This window comes from Desulfarculaceae bacterium (genome assembly GCA_020444545.1).
Classification (GTDB): domain Bacteria; phylum Desulfobacterota; class Desulfarculia; order Desulfarculales; family Desulfarculaceae; genus Desulfoferula.
On sequence record JAHLKT010000004.1, the window covers coordinates 668,454 to 684,049 of the forward strand.

At 66.4% G+C, this 15,596-nt stretch carries 12 protein-coding genes; all 12 read right to left on the reverse strand.

Annotated elements, in window-relative coordinates; all coding sequences use genetic code 11:
- Window positions 1-32: 32 nt before the first annotated feature.
- Window positions 33-1,337, reverse strand: coding sequence for a 4-aminobutyrate--2-oxoglutarate transaminase (gabT, locus tag KQH53_14875; protein ID MCB2227961.1), 1,305 nt, complete (start codon window positions 1,335-1,337; stop codon window positions 33-35).
- A 268-nt stretch (window positions 1,338-1,605) separates the two neighbouring features.
- Window positions 1,606-3,345: a sigma 54-interacting transcriptional regulator gene (locus tag KQH53_14880; GenBank protein MCB2227962.1), complete on the reverse strand. Its 1,740-nt coding sequence runs from the start codon at window positions 3,343-3,345 to the stop codon at window positions 1,606-1,608.
- Between the two features lie 93 nt (window positions 3,346-3,438).
- Entirely contained in the window at window positions 3,439-4,362 is a 924-nt protein-coding gene (locus KQH53_14885) for an MBL fold metallo-hydrolase (GenBank protein ID MCB2227963.1), read from the reverse strand.
- Window positions 4,363-4,426: 64 nt separating this feature from the next.
- Complete coding sequence (locus KQH53_14890) at window positions 4,427-5,398, reverse strand: TAXI family TRAP transporter solute-binding subunit (GenBank protein MCB2227964.1); 972 nt, start codon at window positions 5,396-5,398, stop codon at window positions 4,427-4,429.
- 24 nt (window positions 5,399-5,422) lie between these two features.
- Complete coding sequence (locus KQH53_14895; GenBank protein MCB2227965.1) at window positions 5,423-7,318, reverse strand: TRAP transporter fused permease subunit; 1,896 nt, start codon at window positions 7,316-7,318, stop codon at window positions 5,423-5,425.
- Window positions 7,315-9,561, reverse strand: coding sequence for a xanthine dehydrogenase family protein molybdopterin-binding subunit (locus KQH53_14900; GenBank protein ID MCB2227966.1), 2,247 nt, complete (start codon window positions 9,559-9,561; stop codon window positions 7,315-7,317). The genes KQH53_14895 and KQH53_14900 overlap by 4 nt, the downstream gene beginning before the upstream one ends.
- Window positions 9,561-9,788: a hypothetical protein gene (locus tag KQH53_14905; protein ID MCB2227967.1), complete on the reverse strand. Its 228-nt coding sequence runs from the start codon at window positions 9,786-9,788 to the stop codon at window positions 9,561-9,563. The genes KQH53_14900 and KQH53_14905 overlap by 1 nt, the downstream gene beginning before the upstream one ends.
- Window positions 9,789-9,791: 3 nt before the next feature.
- Window positions 9,792-11,171, reverse strand: coding sequence for a UbiD family decarboxylase (locus tag KQH53_14910; protein ID MCB2227968.1), 1,380 nt, complete (start codon window positions 11,169-11,171; stop codon window positions 9,792-9,794).
- Window positions 11,172-11,201: 30 nt separating this feature from the next.
- Complete coding sequence (locus tag KQH53_14915) at window positions 11,202-11,897, reverse strand: FadR family transcriptional regulator (GenBank protein MCB2227969.1); 696 nt, start codon at window positions 11,895-11,897, stop codon at window positions 11,202-11,204.
- A gap of 341 nt (window positions 11,898-12,238) precedes the next feature.
- Entirely contained in the window at window positions 12,239-13,732 is a 1,494-nt protein-coding gene (locus KQH53_14920) for an AMP-binding protein (GenBank protein ID MCB2227970.1), read from the reverse strand.
- A 42-nt stretch (window positions 13,733-13,774) separates the two neighbouring features.
- Window positions 13,775-15,082, reverse strand: coding sequence for a TRAP transporter large permease (locus KQH53_14925; GenBank protein ID MCB2227971.1), 1,308 nt, complete (start codon window positions 15,080-15,082; stop codon window positions 13,775-13,777).
- Window positions 15,079-15,570 (reverse strand): TRAP transporter small permease, encoded by a 492-nt coding sequence (locus tag KQH53_14930; GenBank protein MCB2227972.1) that lies wholly within the window; start codon window positions 15,568-15,570, stop codon window positions 15,079-15,081. The genes KQH53_14925 and KQH53_14930 overlap by 4 nt, the downstream gene beginning before the upstream one ends.
- Window positions 15,571-15,596: the final 26 nt, after the last annotated feature.

Consider the following 15,596-nt stretch of genomic DNA (forward strand, 5'->3'; position numbering starts at 1 on the left):
CCTCGCCGGCCCCGGGACGCCTTGGGGATCGCTTAGGCCTTGGTCACCTCTTCCAGGCCCTTGGCCAAGGTGTCCATGCCCTGCTGTAGCTGCTCGTCGGTGATGACCAGGGGCATGAGGGTGCGCACGTTGTTGCCCAGGGTGCCGCAGTCCAAGACCAACAGGCCGTGGGCGTGGCAATAGGCGGTGAGCTTCTTGGCCAGCTCGGGCGCGGGCTGCTTGGTCTTGGGATCGCTCACCAGCTCCATGGCCAGCATGGGCCCCAGGCCGCGCACCTCGCCGATGATGGGGAAGCGCTCTTGCAGGGCGTCCAGGGCCTGCTTGGCCTTTTGGCCCAGGGCCTCGGCCTTGGCCAGGATGCCCTCGCTCTCGACCACCTCCAACACGGCCAGGGCCGCCGCGCAGGAAACCGGGTTGCCGCCGTAGGTGCCGCCCAGGCCGCCGGGATGCACGCTGTCCATCAGCTCGGCCTTGCCGCAGATGGCGCTCAGGGGCATGCCCCCGCCCAGGCTCTTGGCCATGGTCACGATGTCCGCCTCGACTCCGAAGTGGTTCATGGCGAACATCTTGCCGGTGCGGCCGACGCCGGTCTGCACCTCGTCGGCGATAAGCACGATGCCCTTGTCATCGCAGAGCTGCCTGAGCTGCTGCATGTATTCGATCGGCGGTACGATGAAGCCGCCCTCGCCCAGGATCGGCTCCAGGATGATCGCGGCCACCTCGTCCGGGTTCACGTGGTATTTGAAGAACTCCTCGAAATAGGCCGAGCCGCAGTGCACCCCGCAGGAGGGGTACTCCTTGCCCCAGGGACAGCGGTAGCAATAGGGATAGTGGGCCCGGTAGATGCCGGGCAGATGGGCGCCCAGCTTGTACTTGTAGGGCATCACCTTGCTGGTCAGGGCCATGGTCAAGGTGGTGCGGCCGTGGAAGGCGCCGTCGAAGCAGACCACGGCGGGCTTGCCGGTGGCGTAGCGCGCGATCTTCACCGCGTTCTCCACCGCCTCGGCCCCGGAGTTGCCGAACATGGTCTTGGTCTCGCCCGCCACAGGGGCGATGGCGTTGATCTTCTCGGCCAGGGCCACGTAGGGCTCGTACATGGAAACGTGGAAGCAGCCGTGCAGGTATTGGTCGGCCTGTTCCTTGATGGCCGCCACCACCTTGGGGTGCCGGTGGCCGATGTTGTTTACCCCGATGCCCCCGGCGAAGTCGATGTACTGGTTGCCTTCCGGGTCCCAGATCAGGGCACCCTCGGCCTTGGCCATCACGATGGGGGTTATGTTGCCCACGCCACGGGGAACCGCTTGCTGCCTTCTCTGAACGATCTTTTCACTGCTCATGACGCTAATCCCTAGCCCGGCCTCTCGCGCGGCGCGGTTGAAGGTTGACGGCTCAACGGCCGATAGGCTGGCCGTGCTTGTTGCCCTCATAATTAGCAAGCGCCGTGCCACGGGCTAAGCGATTGATTTGACTGAAATTGTTAAACACAGAGGAATCGACGGCATTGCAAATATGAACCAATGGCGGGCTGTATTGACGGGGTGTGGCAGCTTTATTTATTTATTACAGATATTTATATTGCTGGCTCAACATTGCAACGTGGTTCATTTATGTAACAACGATACCCAGGCGAGCGATCTTGCGGCTCAGGGTGGCGTGGCTCACGCCCAAATATTTGGCCGCCTGGCGCTGGCTGCCGTAAATCTTGAGCGCCCGGATGATGAGCTGGCGCTCCACGCTGTCCACCGCCCGGGCCAGGTTCAGGTCGTCCTGGCCGGCGGCCTCGGCCAGGGCCAGGTCCGGGTTCTGGACGGCGGGCGGCAGGTCGGCCAGCTCGATGCGGGCGCCCGGGGTGAGCACCGCCAGCTGTTCCACCAGGTTGGCCAACTCGCGCACGTTGCCCGGGAAGGCGTAGCGCCGGAGGCATTCCAGCACGGCGGGAGCGAAGTTTTTGAGCGGCTGATCCGGGGTTTCCAAGCGGCGCAGGAAAAAGTTGACCAAAGGCGGGATGTCCTCGGGCCGCTCGCGCAGGGGAGGCAGGGCCAGGGGCACCACGCTTAGCCGGAAGAAAAGGTCCTTGCGAAAGGAGCCCTGGGCCACCATCTCCTTGAGGTTGCGGTTGGTGGCGGCCAGGATGCGCACATCCAGCACCAGGGGAGCGGTGGAGCCCACCCGCACCACCTCTTTCTCGTCCAAAAAGCGCAGCAGTTTGGCCTGCACGTTCAGGGGCAGCTCGCCCACCTCGTCCAAAAACAGGGTGCCGCCCCGGGCCATCTCGAAGTAGCCCGGCTTGCCCGCGTCCAAGGCCCCGGTGAAAGCGCCCTTTTCGTAGCCGAACAACTCGGCTTCGATGAGCGAGGCGGGGATGGCCCCGCAGTCAACCCGCACCAGAGGCTCGCGGCGGCGGGCGGAGGCTTCGTGGATCACCTTGGCCACCAGGCCCTTGCCCACCCCGGACTCGCCGGTGATGAGCACGTTGGACTCGGTGCGGGCCACGCGCAGAGCGGTCTCCAGGGTCCGGCGCATGGGCGCGGAGCGCACCACCAGCTTGGAGTCCAGGTCCTGGCTTATCTGGGAGCGGATCAGCTCGGAGCGGAACTGCTGGGTGTGGGCCCGGCTCTCCTTGAGCAAAGCCCTGAGCTCCTCTATGGAGGTCATGTCGCGGTCGTTGACCACCACCAGGCTCAGCTCGCCCTTGTCGTCGAACACCGGGGTGCCGGTGACCAGGGCCTGGCCGCCGTCCTTGAGGTTCTGTTGCAAGGTCACCGGCTGGCCGGTGCGCAGAACCTCCAAGGTGGCCGAGAAATCGAAGAAGCCCTCCTCCACCAGCTCCCGGACGTGGCGGCCCACGATGGCCTCGGCGGGCAGACCCATGCGCCGGGCCGAAGCCGCGTTGACCTTGATCACCACGCCCTGGGCGTCGTTTATCCACAGGCCGTCGTGAGAGGATTCGATGATCATATCCAGGCGCTCGGAGAGCTCCTTGGACACGGCCAGCTCTTGGGCCAGGCGCTCGCAATCCGCGCCCGGGCGCAGCAGGCAGAATACCCCGGCCGTCTCGCCGTGCTGGGCAAAGGGCGAAAGGCCAGCGCTTATCACGCCTCCGTCGGGCGTAGTCTCTTCGTATTGGCAAGCTTCACCCGAGGAGATCACCGCGCGGGCCCGATCCCACAGCGCGGGGTCGATCTCGGCCAGATTGCGGCCCGTGGGGTCGCCCCCGGCCACGCCAATCATGTGGCGGGCGGCAAGGTTGCAGACCAGCACCACGCCGTCACGGTCCACGGCCAGCACGCCCTCGCGCGCGGCCTCCACCATCTGGCGCATCAATTTTAGTCGTGCTGGGTCCATGCTCTCCCCGGCCAAGCCTCCCCCCGCATCCAGGGGGCGCTTGAATCATACCAAAGCCGCGCGGCCGGAGTCATGGCCGGGGGCCGAGCAAGGCTAGGGCAGGCTAAGAGTCATGCCCACCGAGGTGAAGGGGCAGCGCTCGCCCAGGGCCTGGCGCAGCATCTGCTTGGCCAGGGCCCCGGTGCAGTGCATGGGCACCAAATAACGCAGCCCCTGTTCGGCCAAGCGATCCACCACCTTGCCCAAGGCCTCCTCGCCCAGGAAGTTGAGGTGGAAGCCGCCCATCAGGGTGTGCAGCGGGGTCTCGGGGAACAAGGCCCGGGCCGCGGCCAGGGTGTTGAACACGCCGGCATGGCAGCAGCCGGTGATCACCACCAGGCCCGCGCCTCGCAGGTTCACCACCAGGGCCTGGTCGTCATCAATGGCGTCGGGGGCCCACTGTTCGCCTTCGCGGCGCAGCCCCGCCTTCCACAGCACGTCGTGGCTGGACTGGTGGGGGATGCCGCCGGTGAGCCACAGGCCGGGGGCCAGCTCGCGGGGGCCCGGGGCCATCAGGGGAACGGAGCCGAGGGCGGCTTCCACCTGGCTGCTTTCCAGGTTCCAGGGTCCGGCCACTCCGCCGTCGGGCCGCCGCACCCCGCGCACCCCGAAGGCCTGGGGATGGGCCAGCAAGGGGGCGCGCAACTCGTATTGCCGGGCCAAAGACTCCAGGCCGCCGTAATGGTCGATGTGCCCGTGGCTCAGCGCCAGCCAGTCGGCCTGGGAGGGGTCGATGCCCAGAGCGCGCAGGTTGAAAGGCAACACCGCCTCGCCCCGGCCGAAGTCATACAGCACCCGGGTCACTTTGCCGTCGGTGTCTTCCACCTCCAGCCACATGGACATGCCCTGCTCGGCCAGCAGGATGGAGCCCGGCCCGGGCAGGGGATAGCCGAAGGGGCCCGAAGCGGGCAAAAAGATGTCCACCGTGTTGTCCACCACCACGGTGATTTTGAGTTTGGCGGCAATGCTGTGGTTCATGGTGTCTCCGGTGACGGGCGGGGCCGCTGGCGCGCGGCCCCGCCCGTTTGGATAAAGGCCGATGCTACTTGAGCCAGCCCTTTTCCTTGTAGTACTTGATGGCCCCCGGATGCATGGGAATGCCCACGTCCTTGGCCATGTCCTGGCGCTTGCCCAGGCGCATGGCGCGCACCATCTTGCCGTAGCGTTCGAAGTTCTGGTCGATGCTCTTGACGATGGCGTAGGCCACCTCGTCGGGCATGTCCTTGCTGCCGATCACCACCACGTTGGCGATGATGCCGGGCATCTCGCGGTCGATCCCGGCGTAGCAGCCCTTGGGCAAGGTGTAGGGCTCCAGGCCCTTGTGCTCCTTGACCAGCTTGGCGATGGCCTCCTGGGACAGGGGCAGCATCTTGATCTTGCGCTGGCTGGCCGCGTTGACGATGGGCGGGGCGGGATAGGCCATGGCGCCGTAGGCGATGGCGTCGATGTGCCCGTCGATGAACTGCTTGCCCGCCTCGGCGAAGCTCAGGAAGCGGGTGTCCATGTCCTTGAAGGTCATGCCGTAGGCGCCCAGCACGTAGCGCGACACCACCGAGATGGCGCTGCCCTTGGGGCCGGGGGTCACGCGCTTGCCCTTGAGCTGCTCGATCTTGTCGATGCCCGAGTCGGCCCGCACCACGATCTGGCTGGGCTCGGGGAAGATCACCGCCAGCTCGCGGATGTTGTTGAGCTTGCCGAACTTCTTGAAGTATCCGATGCCCTGCCAGGCCTCGGCGGCGGTGGTGGAGAAGGAGAATGCCGCGTTGATCTTGCCGGTGTTGGTGGCGATGACGTTGGCCGCCCCGCCGATGGGCATGGTGGAGCCCTTGATGGCCGGGTTGGCCTTGATGGTGTCTTCCACCATGGCCGCGCCCAAGGCCTGCCAGACGCCTCCGGCCGGGGCGGTGCCCCAGCGGATGTCGTAGGCCTGGGCCGCCGGCGCCACGGCCAGGGCGCCCATGGCCGCAAATAAGCCGGCCAGCATGATAACGGTCAAAACTTTCTTACCCAACATATAAAGCCTCCCTTGTCTGGCGGTTCAGGCCCGCAAACTCCTGCGTTGACGGACTTGCATTACTATCAAAAGGCCCAGCAATCCCAGCCCCACCAGGCTGTAGATTTTGGCGGGCATTATCAACAGGACGCCCACGCCGAACAGCAGCAGGCGCAGGTATGACGGCAAGGGGGCCAAGAGGTAGCCCACCCCGGCCGCCGCGAAACTGGCCGCCCCCAGGCAGGCGGTGAACATGTCCATGACCACCTTGCCCATGGGCCCTTCCAGGAGCAGGCTCTGGTCATAGGCGAACATGAAGGGCACCACGAAAGCCACCATGCCAATGCGGGTGGCGGTCCAGCCTGTTTTCCAGCCGTCGGACTCGGCAATGGCCGCGGCGGTGAAGGCGGCGGCGGCCACTGGCGGCGAGATCAGCGACAGGCAGGAGAAGTAGAAGGCGAACAGGTGGGCCACATGCGGAGGCAGGCCCAGGGCGACCAGGGCCGGGATCACCGTGGCCACCTGCACGATGTAGGCAGGGGTGGTGGGCATTCCCGCGCCCAAGACCAACGCGATGATCATGGCCATGAACAGGCCCAGGAACAGATGCCCCCCGGCCAGGTCCACGAAGGCGGTGCCCATACGGGTGCCCAGGCCGGTCATGTCCACGCTGCCCACGATGATGCCGGCCGCGGCGGTGGAGATGGTCACGATGAGCATCCCCCGGCAGCCCGCCTCCAGGGCGTTTAGTATGCCCGCCAGGTTGAGCCGCGTGGTGGGCCGGAACTGGCAGATGATCAGGGCCGAGACCACGCCCACCCCGCCGGCCAGGCTGGGGGAGTAGCCGCCCACCAACATATAAATAAGCAGGGCCAGGGGGATGAGCATGTGGCCGTAGTCGCGCATGGTCTGGCGCGGGGTCACGTTCACCTTGAGACCCGGCAGTTTAAGCTTGCGCGCCTCCAGGTCCACGGTGACGAACACGCTGAGGAAGTAGAGCACCGCCGGGAACAGGGCGTAGTAGATGATGGTGGAGTAGGGAATGCCCGAGAAGGCGCTCATCACAAAGGCGGCCGCGCCCATCACCGGGGGCATGAGCTGCCCGCCGCAGGAGGCCACCGCCTCCACCGCGCCGGCGAACTCGGGCTTGTAGCCCGCCTTTTTCATCATGGGGATGGTGACCACCCCGGTGGTGGCCACGTTGGCCGCGCCGCTGCCGGTGATGGTGCCCATGAGCGAGCTGGCCACCACCGCCACCTTGGCCGGGCCGCCCACCATGTTGCCGGTGAGCGAGGTGGCCAGGTTGCTGAAGAGCATGGCCCCGCCGGTGTGCAGCAGTATGGCCCCGAAGATCACGAACAGGGCGATCTCCGTGGCCGAGACCCCCAGGGGGATGCCGAAGATGCCGCCCAGGGAGAGGTAGTTGAAGTCCAGCATGTCGCTGGGGGTGATGGGCACGGTGTGGAACACGCCCCACAAATAGGGCCCCACGAAGGGATAGACCAAGAAGGCCAGCACCACGAAGAACAGGCCCTTGTTGAACATGCGCCGGGTGGCTTCCAGGACCACCACCACCGAGCCCAGGCCCAGTATGATCTCCCATACCGAGAGCTTGGTGATCAGGGGGAAGCGGTCTTCCATCACCCATTGGTAGTTGAACACCAAATAGCCGGTGGCCACGCCCGAGATGAGCGCGAAGCACCAGTCCAGCCAGGAGGGGCCGGGTCCGCCCTTTTTGCGCACCAGGCCGGGCCGCACCAAAAACAGGAGCATAAGCCCCAGGCCCAGGTGGATGGCCCGCTGGATCAGGGCGTCGAAGGCCCCGAACAAGGCGGTGTAGACCTGAAACAAGGCCAGAACCACGGCCAGCAGGGTGGCTGTCTTGGCCTGCCAGCTCTTGGTCCCCCAATATTCGCGCCAGGTTTTGCGTTCCGTGGTCACGGCTGTTTTCCCTCGCGGCGTCGGCGGTGCAGGATGTCCCAAAGGGTTTCGGCGGATACCGGGTTGCGGAAAGTATGCTCGCCCAGGGCGGCGGCCACCGCGTTGTGCACCGCCGGGGCGGTGGACAACAAGGCGGGCTCGGCCACCCCCTTGGCCCCATAGGGGCCGGTGGGCTCGGGCTCCTCCACCAGGCGCGTGAGCAGCTCGGGGGCGGGCCAGGAGTGGGGGAGCTTGTAGTCCAGGAAATGGGGATTGATGATGCGCCCCTGGTCCAGGAGCACCTCTTCGCTCACCGCGTAGCCCAGACCCATCATGGCCGCGCCCTGGATCTGGGCCTCCAGGTTAACCGGGTGGATCACCTTGCCCACGTCATGGGCGGCCACCAGGCGCAGCACCTCCACCCGGCCGGTGAGCTTTTCCACCGCCACCTGAGCGGCGTGCACCGCAAAGGCGTAGGTGGCGTAGGGCACTCCTTGGCTGGTATCCGGGTCCAGCTTGGTGGTGGGCGGGTCGAAGCGGCCTTCCACCTCCAGGGGCTGGTTCAAAAAACGCCGGGCCGCCTGGGCCAGGTCGAGGGCCTCGCCGCCGACAACCAAACGGCCTTCCTCCCAGCTTGCCGGCTCCCCGAGCGCGGCGGCCAGCTTGAGCAGGTTCTCGCGCAGCTTGATGCCGGCCTCGCGCACCGCGTTGCCCACCACGTAGGTGAGGCGGCTGGCGGTGGAAGGCCCGCTGTTGGGGCAGGTGGTGGTGTCTCCGGCCACGATCGCCACCTGGTCCGGCTCCAGGCCCAGCTCCTGGGCGGCGATCATCTTCATGGTGGTGGAGGCCCCCTGCCCGCCGTCGCCGCTGCCCACCAGAAGGGTCACCTCGCCCTGGGGGCTCAGCACCAGGCGGGCCGCGCCGGGGTTGGGCAGGCCGGTGAGGCCGATGCCGTAGTAGGTGGCCCCCAAGCCCCAGCCGGTGAGCCACTCGGGGTCGGCCTCGCGGGGATGGGAGGGCAGGCCGTCAATGGCCTCTTGGGCCTGATTCAGGCATTTGGTGATGCCCACCGAGGCGACGAGCTTCTGCCCGGCGGCGGTGCGGTCGCCCACCTGGAGAAAGTTGAGCCGGCGTATCTGGGCCGGGGTCTTGCCGCAGGCCTCGGCCAGGAGGTCCATCTGGCACTCGTGGGCAATGGCCACCTGAGGCACCCCAAAGCCGCGCATGGCCCCGCCCACCGGGTTGTTGGTGTAGGCCAGGCGGCCGTGCGATTCCACGTGGGGCACCTCGTAGGGCCCGGCCGCGTGCACCACCGCGCGGGTCACGATGGAAGGCCCGTAGGAGGCGTAGCACCCGGTGTCGGCCAGTATCTCGGTCTTCACCGCCACCAGGCGCCCTTCGGCCGTGGCCCCGGTGGTCATGGTGACTACCATGGGGTGGCGCTTGTTGCTTACCTGGAAGGACTCCTCGCGGCTGTAGACCATGCGGGCCGGGCGGCCGGTGAAATAGGCGGCCAGGGCGCTGTAGTAGCCGGGCGAGACCCCCTGCTTGTCCCCGAAGTACCCGCCGATGGTGGCGCAGATGATGCGCAGGCGCTCGGTAGGCAGCGAAAGGATATGGCTCAGGTGGGTCAGGTCCAGGTGGGCGTGCTTGGTGGGCAGCTTCACCACCAACACCTCGTCTTCCCACCAGGCCAGCCCGGCCTCGGGCTCCAGGTAGGCGTGCTCGATCATCTGGGTGCGGTAAGTGCGCTCGATGACGATGTCGCACTCGGCCAGGGCCTCTGCCCCCCGGCCCCGGCGCAGGGTGCGCTCGAAGACCAGGTTGCTCTCGCCGTTGACCAGCGGCGCGCCAGGGGCCAGGGAGTCCTCGGGGCTGAACACCCCGGGCAGGGGGTTCAGGTCGGGCGCGATCAGCCCGGCCGCGGCCTGGGCCTGCTCCGGGGTCTCGGCGGCCACCAGGGCCAGGGCGTCGCCCACCCGGCGCACCTTGTCAGTGCACAGGATCGGCTCGTCATGGACGCGCGGGCCCAGCATGATCTCGCCGGGGACGTCGGCGGCGGTCCACACCCCCACCACCCCGGGCGCGGCCTGGGCCGCCGCGATGTCGATGCCCTTCAGCTCGGCATGGGCGATCTTGGAGCGGGCCACGGCCAGGTGCAGCGCGCCATCGGGCTGGTGATCCCCGGCGTAGCGCTCCACGCCGCGCACCTTGTCCCAGGCGTCGAACTTGAGAACCGGACGGCCGATGCTGTCGCTGGCCATCAACCGTTCTCCTCTCCCGGACGGTAGATGCTCTCCTTGGTCAGGCCGCCGGGCACCCGGGCCACCGCCGCGGAGTTGGCGCTGCCGGTGACCACCTCGGGGCTGTCTTCCTTAAAGAAATAGAGCCCGCAAAAGGGGCAGTGCAGCTCCACCTTCAGCGAGTAGAGCAGCATGTCGGCGTAGAAGGACTCCTTGCAGGAAGGGCAGCGCACGTTGAATATGTCCATGGCCTATTGCTCCAGGTATTGGCTCAGGTCCAGCCCTTGGCGCACCCTCTCGGGCACCTCTCCCTTGCGGGGGAAGGGGCGGTCCAGGGGCTTGGTGGCGTCGATGATCATGCCCGCGCTCTTTATCTCGTGGCGCAGGGAGGGGTCGAGCACCTGGCCTTGCAGGTTCTTGAGGATGGTCAGGTCCTGATCGGCCTGCACCCGCGAGGACAGGGCCCACATCACCTGGTTCAGGTCCTCGGGGTCCACGTCGTCGTCCACCACGATCACGTGCTTGATGAAGTTGGAGGCGCTGATGGCGGCCATGGCCGCGCGCATGGGCTCGCCCTCGGTCTTCTTGGCCAGGCTGAGGATCAGGTTGAAAGGCCCGCCCGAGCCAACCCAGCAGGTCTTGACCACGCCGGGCACCGCCTGCTTGGCCCGCTGGTAGATGGAGGCCTCGATGGGCAGGTGGGCGTTGATGTGCTCGGTCATGCAGGGGAAAATGTCGATGAAGGTGGGGGCCGGTCGCGAGTACATGGCGCTGATCTCCACCACCCAGCTCAGGCGCTGGGGCCCGGCATAGCCGGTGAACTCGCCGAAGGGCCCTTCCACGCAGCGGCGGCCCGCCAGGATGCGGCCCTCCAACACCATCTCCGCGTCGGCCGGCACCATGAGCTGATCGCCCCAGGTGACCGAGGGGGTGATGGCCAGGGGCTGGCCCATGACCCCGCCCGCGGCCGCGAACTCGTCCGCGTCGTTGGGGGTGAGCAGCGCGCCGGTGAGGTGGAAGGCCGGGTGGTGGCCCAGCACCACCGCGATGGGCAGGTCCCTGCCCTCTTGTTCGGCCGCCGCGAAGTAGGACCACAGATGCCGGGGCGACATGTAGATGGCCAGGTGGGTGGGGTCCAGATACTGCATGCGGTTCCAGGAGACGTTGTAGCGCCCCTGGGGGTTGCGGCTGACCACGATGGGGGTGAAAAAGGGCCCGCCGTCCAGCTCGGTGTGGCGCACGATGGGCAGGCGGGTGAGGTCCATCTCCCAGGCGCGCCGGCGCACCGGGGCCTGATCCGGCGGCACCACCTCCGGCTCCAGGGTGGCGCCAGAGAGGCTCAGGATGCGCTCCAACAGGGGCATGCGCTTGCCGGTGTCCAGGCCCAGGGCCAGGCCGATCTTGCGGAAGGTGCCAAAGGTGTTGTTGAGGATGCGGCAGTCACAGGGGCGGCCCTCCAGGTCCAGGACCTTCATGAACTGCACCGCGGGCACCCGGCCCTGGCGCTCCAGGGCGTCCACCACCGCGGCGCTTTCAAAGGCGGCCGGGGCCACCTCCTTGTTCACCCGGACCAGCTCGCCGGGGGCTTGTTGCCCCAGCAGGTCGAGCCAATCTTGCAGACAAAGACCCATGGTGATTCCTACTCCCTTTGCGCGATGCGCTTATTTCCAGAAGGTGGCCATGCGGGTGATGTGGTCCCGCATCAGCTCGCGGGCCCGGCCGGGGTCTCGTTGGCGGATGGCGTCCAGCATCCCCTGGTGGTCGGCGATGCCCCTGCCCCGGTCCTTGGGCGCGAACTCGTGCACCCGGACGCTGTGGTAGATCATGGGCACCAGGCCCTTGAGGGACAGGTTGAGCACCATGTTGTTGCAGGCGTCGCCCAGGCGCAGGTGGAAGTCCATGTCCGAAAAGGTGCGCGGCTCCCCCCGCTCCAGGGAGCGGCGGTATTCCTCGATGGTCTCCTCCAAGGCGGCGATTTCCTCTTCCTGGGCCCGCTGGGCGGCCAGGTAGGCCACCTCGGTCTCTATGATCAGGCGGGCCTCGGTGAGCTCCTCGATGCTGGCCCTGGCCAGGCGCAGCATCAGCGTGAGCACCTCGCCCATGGGCTCGGTGCTGGGCTCGGCCACGAAGATGCCCCCGCCCGCGCCCCGCTTGATGGTCAAGAGCCCGGCCTGCTCCATGCCGATGATGGCCTCGCGCACCGGGACTTTGCTCACCCCGAATTCCGCGGCCAGGGCGGCCTCGGAAGGGAGCTGGTCGCCCACCTTGAGCTGGCCGGAGAAGATCATCTCGGTGACCTTCTCGCGCACCTGGTCCGAGACCCGGGCCTTGTTCAGTTTGCCTGCCGCTAAAACCATGGGCGCTCCCTTGGCTGGGGGCCGGACCGCCGCGCCGGGCGCGGACATCGGCCGGGCTAAAACCTAACATTAGCTTTTTGACCTTAGAACAACCGAACCCGTCAGTCAAGCACTTAATAAAACAGACAAAATTGTAAACCAACCGACGGGCGGAGCCTGTGAATGTCCGAATTTACTGGGTAATTAGGCGGCTACGGGAGTCAGTCACCGAGCAAGGCCCGGCCAAAAAAAGCGAGGGCTGGCCGCGTCCGGCCAGCCCTCTTGCTATGTTTTGACGGCCCCGGGGCGAAAGGGAGGAACGCTTCCGGGGCGCGCTTGTAGTCAGGTTTGCGCTTCGGGTCTCAGCTTTCGATGAGTCCCTTTCTGATCTCCCGCTTGAATATCTTGCCGGCCGCGGTCTTGGGCAGGTCGTCCTGGATGATGAACTCCTTGGGCACCTTGAAGGGGCTCAGCCTGGTCTTGAGCAGGGCGCGCATCTCCACCGGGTCCAAGGCCTCGCCCGGGGCCAGCACGCAGACCGCCACCACCCGCTCGCCGTATTCCGGGTCGGGCAGGCCGATCACCGAGCATTCGGCGATCTGGCGGAACTCGAAGAGCACCTCTTCCACCTCGCGGGGGTACACGTTCTCCCCGCCGGTGATGATCATCTCCTTGAGGCGGTCCACGATGAACAAATAGCCCTCTTCGTCCAGGTAGCCCACGTCGCCCGAGCGCAGCCAGTCACCATAAAAGGAGTCCTGGGTGTCGCGGGGGTTGTCCAGATAGCCCTGCATCACGTTGCGGCCCCGGATGCAGATCTCGCCGCTCTGGCCGGTGGGCAAGGGGCGGCCCATCTCGTCGCGGATGCTCACCTCGGTGGTGCCCACCGGCTCGCCCACCGAGCCCACCCGGTGCTTGCGGTGGTGGTTGAAGGTGACCATGGAGGCGGTCTCGGTCATGCCGTAGGCCTCGTGGATGGCCAGGTCGGTGGCTTCTTGCCAGCGAATCACGTGCTCCCGGGCCAGGGAGGCCGCCGCGCTGAAGCAATAGCGGATATTGCCGAGCTGGGCCTTGAGTTCCGGCATCTGCAACAGGCGCACGTAGACCGTGGGCACCGCGTAGAGCTTGGTGACCCCGTGCTTGGCGATGGCGGCCAGGGCCTCGTCCTGGTTGAAGCCGGGCATGAGCACCAGGCAGCCGGCCGAGAGCACGGTGGCGTTCATGATGTGCATCTGGCCGAAGACGTGGTTGAAGGGCAGGAAGCACAGCACCCGGTCGTCCTGGGTGGACTGTTCCATGCGCACCACGTTGTGGATGGCGGTGTTGATGTTCTCGTGGCTGAGCATCACCCCCTTGGGCGTGCCGGTGGTGCCCCCGGTGTAGAGCACGCAGGCCAGATCGTCGCGCTCGCGCTCCACCGCGGCCATGGGCCCGGCGGCCGCGGCCATCAGCTCGTCCGGCTCGTGGTCGCCGCCGCGTCCGATGAGCCAGCTTATGCCCGCCGAGGAGCGCAGGGTGTCCAGGGTGGGGTAATGGGCCGGGTCGGCGTAGATGGCCTTGGGCTTGGCGTGCCCGGCCAGCAGGGCCAGCTCCTTGGGCGATAGCTGGTTGGACAGGGTGACCGCCACTGCGCCCAGCTTGAGCGCGCCGAAGTAGACGTAGAGCCACTCCACCGAGTTGGGCGCGCAAAGGGCGATGCGGTCGCCGGCTTTGAGGCCCAGCCCGGCCAGGGCCGTGGCCAAGCGGCCGGCCCGCCGGTCCAGCTGGGCATAGGTTACGCTATGGTCTCCCTGGATCACAGCCGGGTTGTCCGGGAAAAACAGGGCGCTGCGTTCCAAGTTGCAGGCTAGGTTCATGCTTACCTCGCTGGGGCTTTAAGAGGGGCAACCCCCTTGATGCTACTTCATATGCGACGGGATATAGGTCGCTATCTCCGGGAACAATATGAGCAGCACGATGGCCAGGGTGCTGGCCGCGATAAAGGGCCCGATGCCCTTGAAAATGGTGTTGAGCGAAAGATCCGGCGCCACGCCCTTGATCACAAACACGTTGAGCCCCACCGGCGGGGTGATGAGCCCGATCTCCAAAACCACCACCATCAACACACCGTACCAAATGGGGTCGAAGCCCAGGGTCTGGATCACCGGGAAGAGGATGGGGGTGGTGAGGATCATGATGGCGAAGCAGTCCATCACGCATCCCAGGATCAGGTAGAGCACCAGGATGCCGCAGAGGATCACGTAGGGCGAGAACGGCAGGGCGCCCAGGAAGTCGGCCAGTTGCATGGGCAGCTGGGTGACCGCCAGAAAGCGGCTGAACAGCTCGGCCCCGATGATGATCAAAAAGATCATGGCCGTGGTCTTGCCGGTGGCCAGCAGGCACTCCAGGACGCCGCTGAAGGTGAGCTTGCCCCTGAGCAGCGCGATGATAAACGCCCCGAAGGCGCCCACGCCCGCGGCCTCGGTGGGGGTAAACACGCCGGCATAGATGCCGCCGATGACCACGGTGAACAGCACCAGCATGCCCCAGATGCCGGCCAGGGAACGCCAGCGCTCGGCCATGCTGGCCTTGGGGCGGGTGGGGCCCAGGCCGGGCCGCAGCAGGCACTGGATGTACACGGTCAGGATGAAGATGCCGGCCAGCATCAGGCCGGGCAGGATGCCGGCCATGAACAGCTTGCCGATGGATTCCTCGATGAGGATGCCGTAGATGACAAAGCCGATGCTGGGCGGGATGAGGATACCCAGGGTGCCGCCGGCGGCCACCGAGCCCGAAGCCAGGGAGGGGTCGTAGCCGTATTTGCGCATCTCGGGCATGGCCACGGTGCCCATGGTGGCGGCGGTGGCCAGGGAAGAGCCGCTGATGGCCGAAAAGCCCGCGCAGCCCAGGATGGTGGCCATGGCCAGGCCGCCCCGGGTGTGGCCGATCCAGGAATGCACCGCCTTGAATATCTCGCCGCTGATGCCCGAGACGAAGGCGAACTGCCCCATGAGCACGAACAGGGGGATGACGCTCAGCATGAAGCTGGAGCCGGAGGAATAGGGAGTCATCCCCAGGATGGGCAGGGCCGACTCCAGCCCCACCACCATGCCGTAGCCCACGAAGCCCACCAGGGCCAGGGCCAGGCCGATATGCATGCCCAGAGCCAGGAGCACGAACAACACCGCCGTGCCCAACAGCCCCAGGGTCAATGGGTCCATCATCATGCGTCACCTCCCCTCAGGGCGGCGATGAGCTGCCTGGCCAGCTCTATGCACATGGCCAGGCAGCCCAATCCCACCATCCAATAGAAAGGCGACTTGGGTATGTGCAGGATGCTGGAGTACTCGCCGATCTCGGCGGTCTCCATGGCCTGCAATCCGGTCATCCAAGTGATCATGGCCATGATGGCCAGCGATAGCGCCAGGGTGAAGACCTTGGCCCCCCGGCGCATGCCCTGGGGCAGCGTGGAGACCACCAGATCCACCTTCACATGTGCCCCCTCGCGCTCGGAGATGGGCACAAAGAAGAAGACCACCAGCACCACCATAAACTCGATGATCTCCAGCGAGCCCAGGATGGGGCTGTTGAACAGGTAGCGGAAAGCCACGTCGGCGCTGGTGAGCAGCATCATGCAGAAGAGCACCACCGCGCCGGCCAGGCTAAGCAACCCGCTCAACCCCCCTTGCTTGATGTTTTTCGAGATGATTGACATGCCTATCTCCTGGAGCCGCGCTGGAG

What these genes read in the sequence shown, in the direction of transcription:
- gabT (MCB2227961.1), bottom strand. Translation starts at nt 1,337, where the DNA reads ATGAGCAGTGAAAAGATCGTTCAGAGAAGGCAGCAAGCGGTTCCCCGT.
- KQH53_14880 (MCB2227962.1), bottom strand. Translation starts at nt 3,345, where the DNA reads ATGGACCCAGCACGACTAAAATTGATGCGCCAGATGGTGGAGGCCGCG.
- KQH53_14885 (MCB2227963.1), bottom strand. Translation starts at nt 4,362, where the DNA reads ATGAACCACAGCATTGCCGCCAAACTCAAAATCACCGTGGTGGTGGAC.
- KQH53_14890 (MCB2227964.1), bottom strand. Translation starts at nt 5,398, where the DNA reads ATGTTGGGTAAGAAAGTTTTGACCGTTATCATGCTGGCCGGCTTATTT.
- KQH53_14900 (MCB2227966.1), bottom strand. Translation starts at nt 9,561, where the DNA reads ATGGCCAGCGACAGCATCGGCCGTCCGGTTCTCAAGTTCGACGCCTGG.
- KQH53_14905 (MCB2227967.1), bottom strand. Translation starts at nt 9,788, where the DNA reads ATGGACATATTCAACGTGCGCTGCCCTTCCTGCAAGGAGTCCTTCTAC.
- KQH53_14910 (MCB2227968.1), bottom strand. Translation starts at nt 11,171, where the DNA reads ATGGGTCTTTGTCTGCAAGATTGGCTCGACCTGCTGGGGCAACAAGCC.
- KQH53_14915 (MCB2227969.1), bottom strand. Translation starts at nt 11,897, where the DNA reads ATGGTTTTAGCGGCAGGCAAACTGAACAAGGCCCGGGTCTCGGACCAG.
- KQH53_14920 (MCB2227970.1), bottom strand. Translation starts at nt 13,732, where the DNA reads ATGAACCTAGCCTGCAACTTGGAACGCAGCGCCCTGTTTTTCCCGGAC.
- KQH53_14925 (MCB2227971.1), bottom strand. Translation starts at nt 15,082, where the DNA reads ATGATGATGGACCCATTGACCCTGGGGCTGTTGGGCACGGCGGTGTTG.
- KQH53_14930 (MCB2227972.1), bottom strand. Translation starts at nt 15,570, where the DNA reads ATGTCAATCATCTCGAAAAACATCAAGCAAGGGGGGTTGAGCGGGTTG.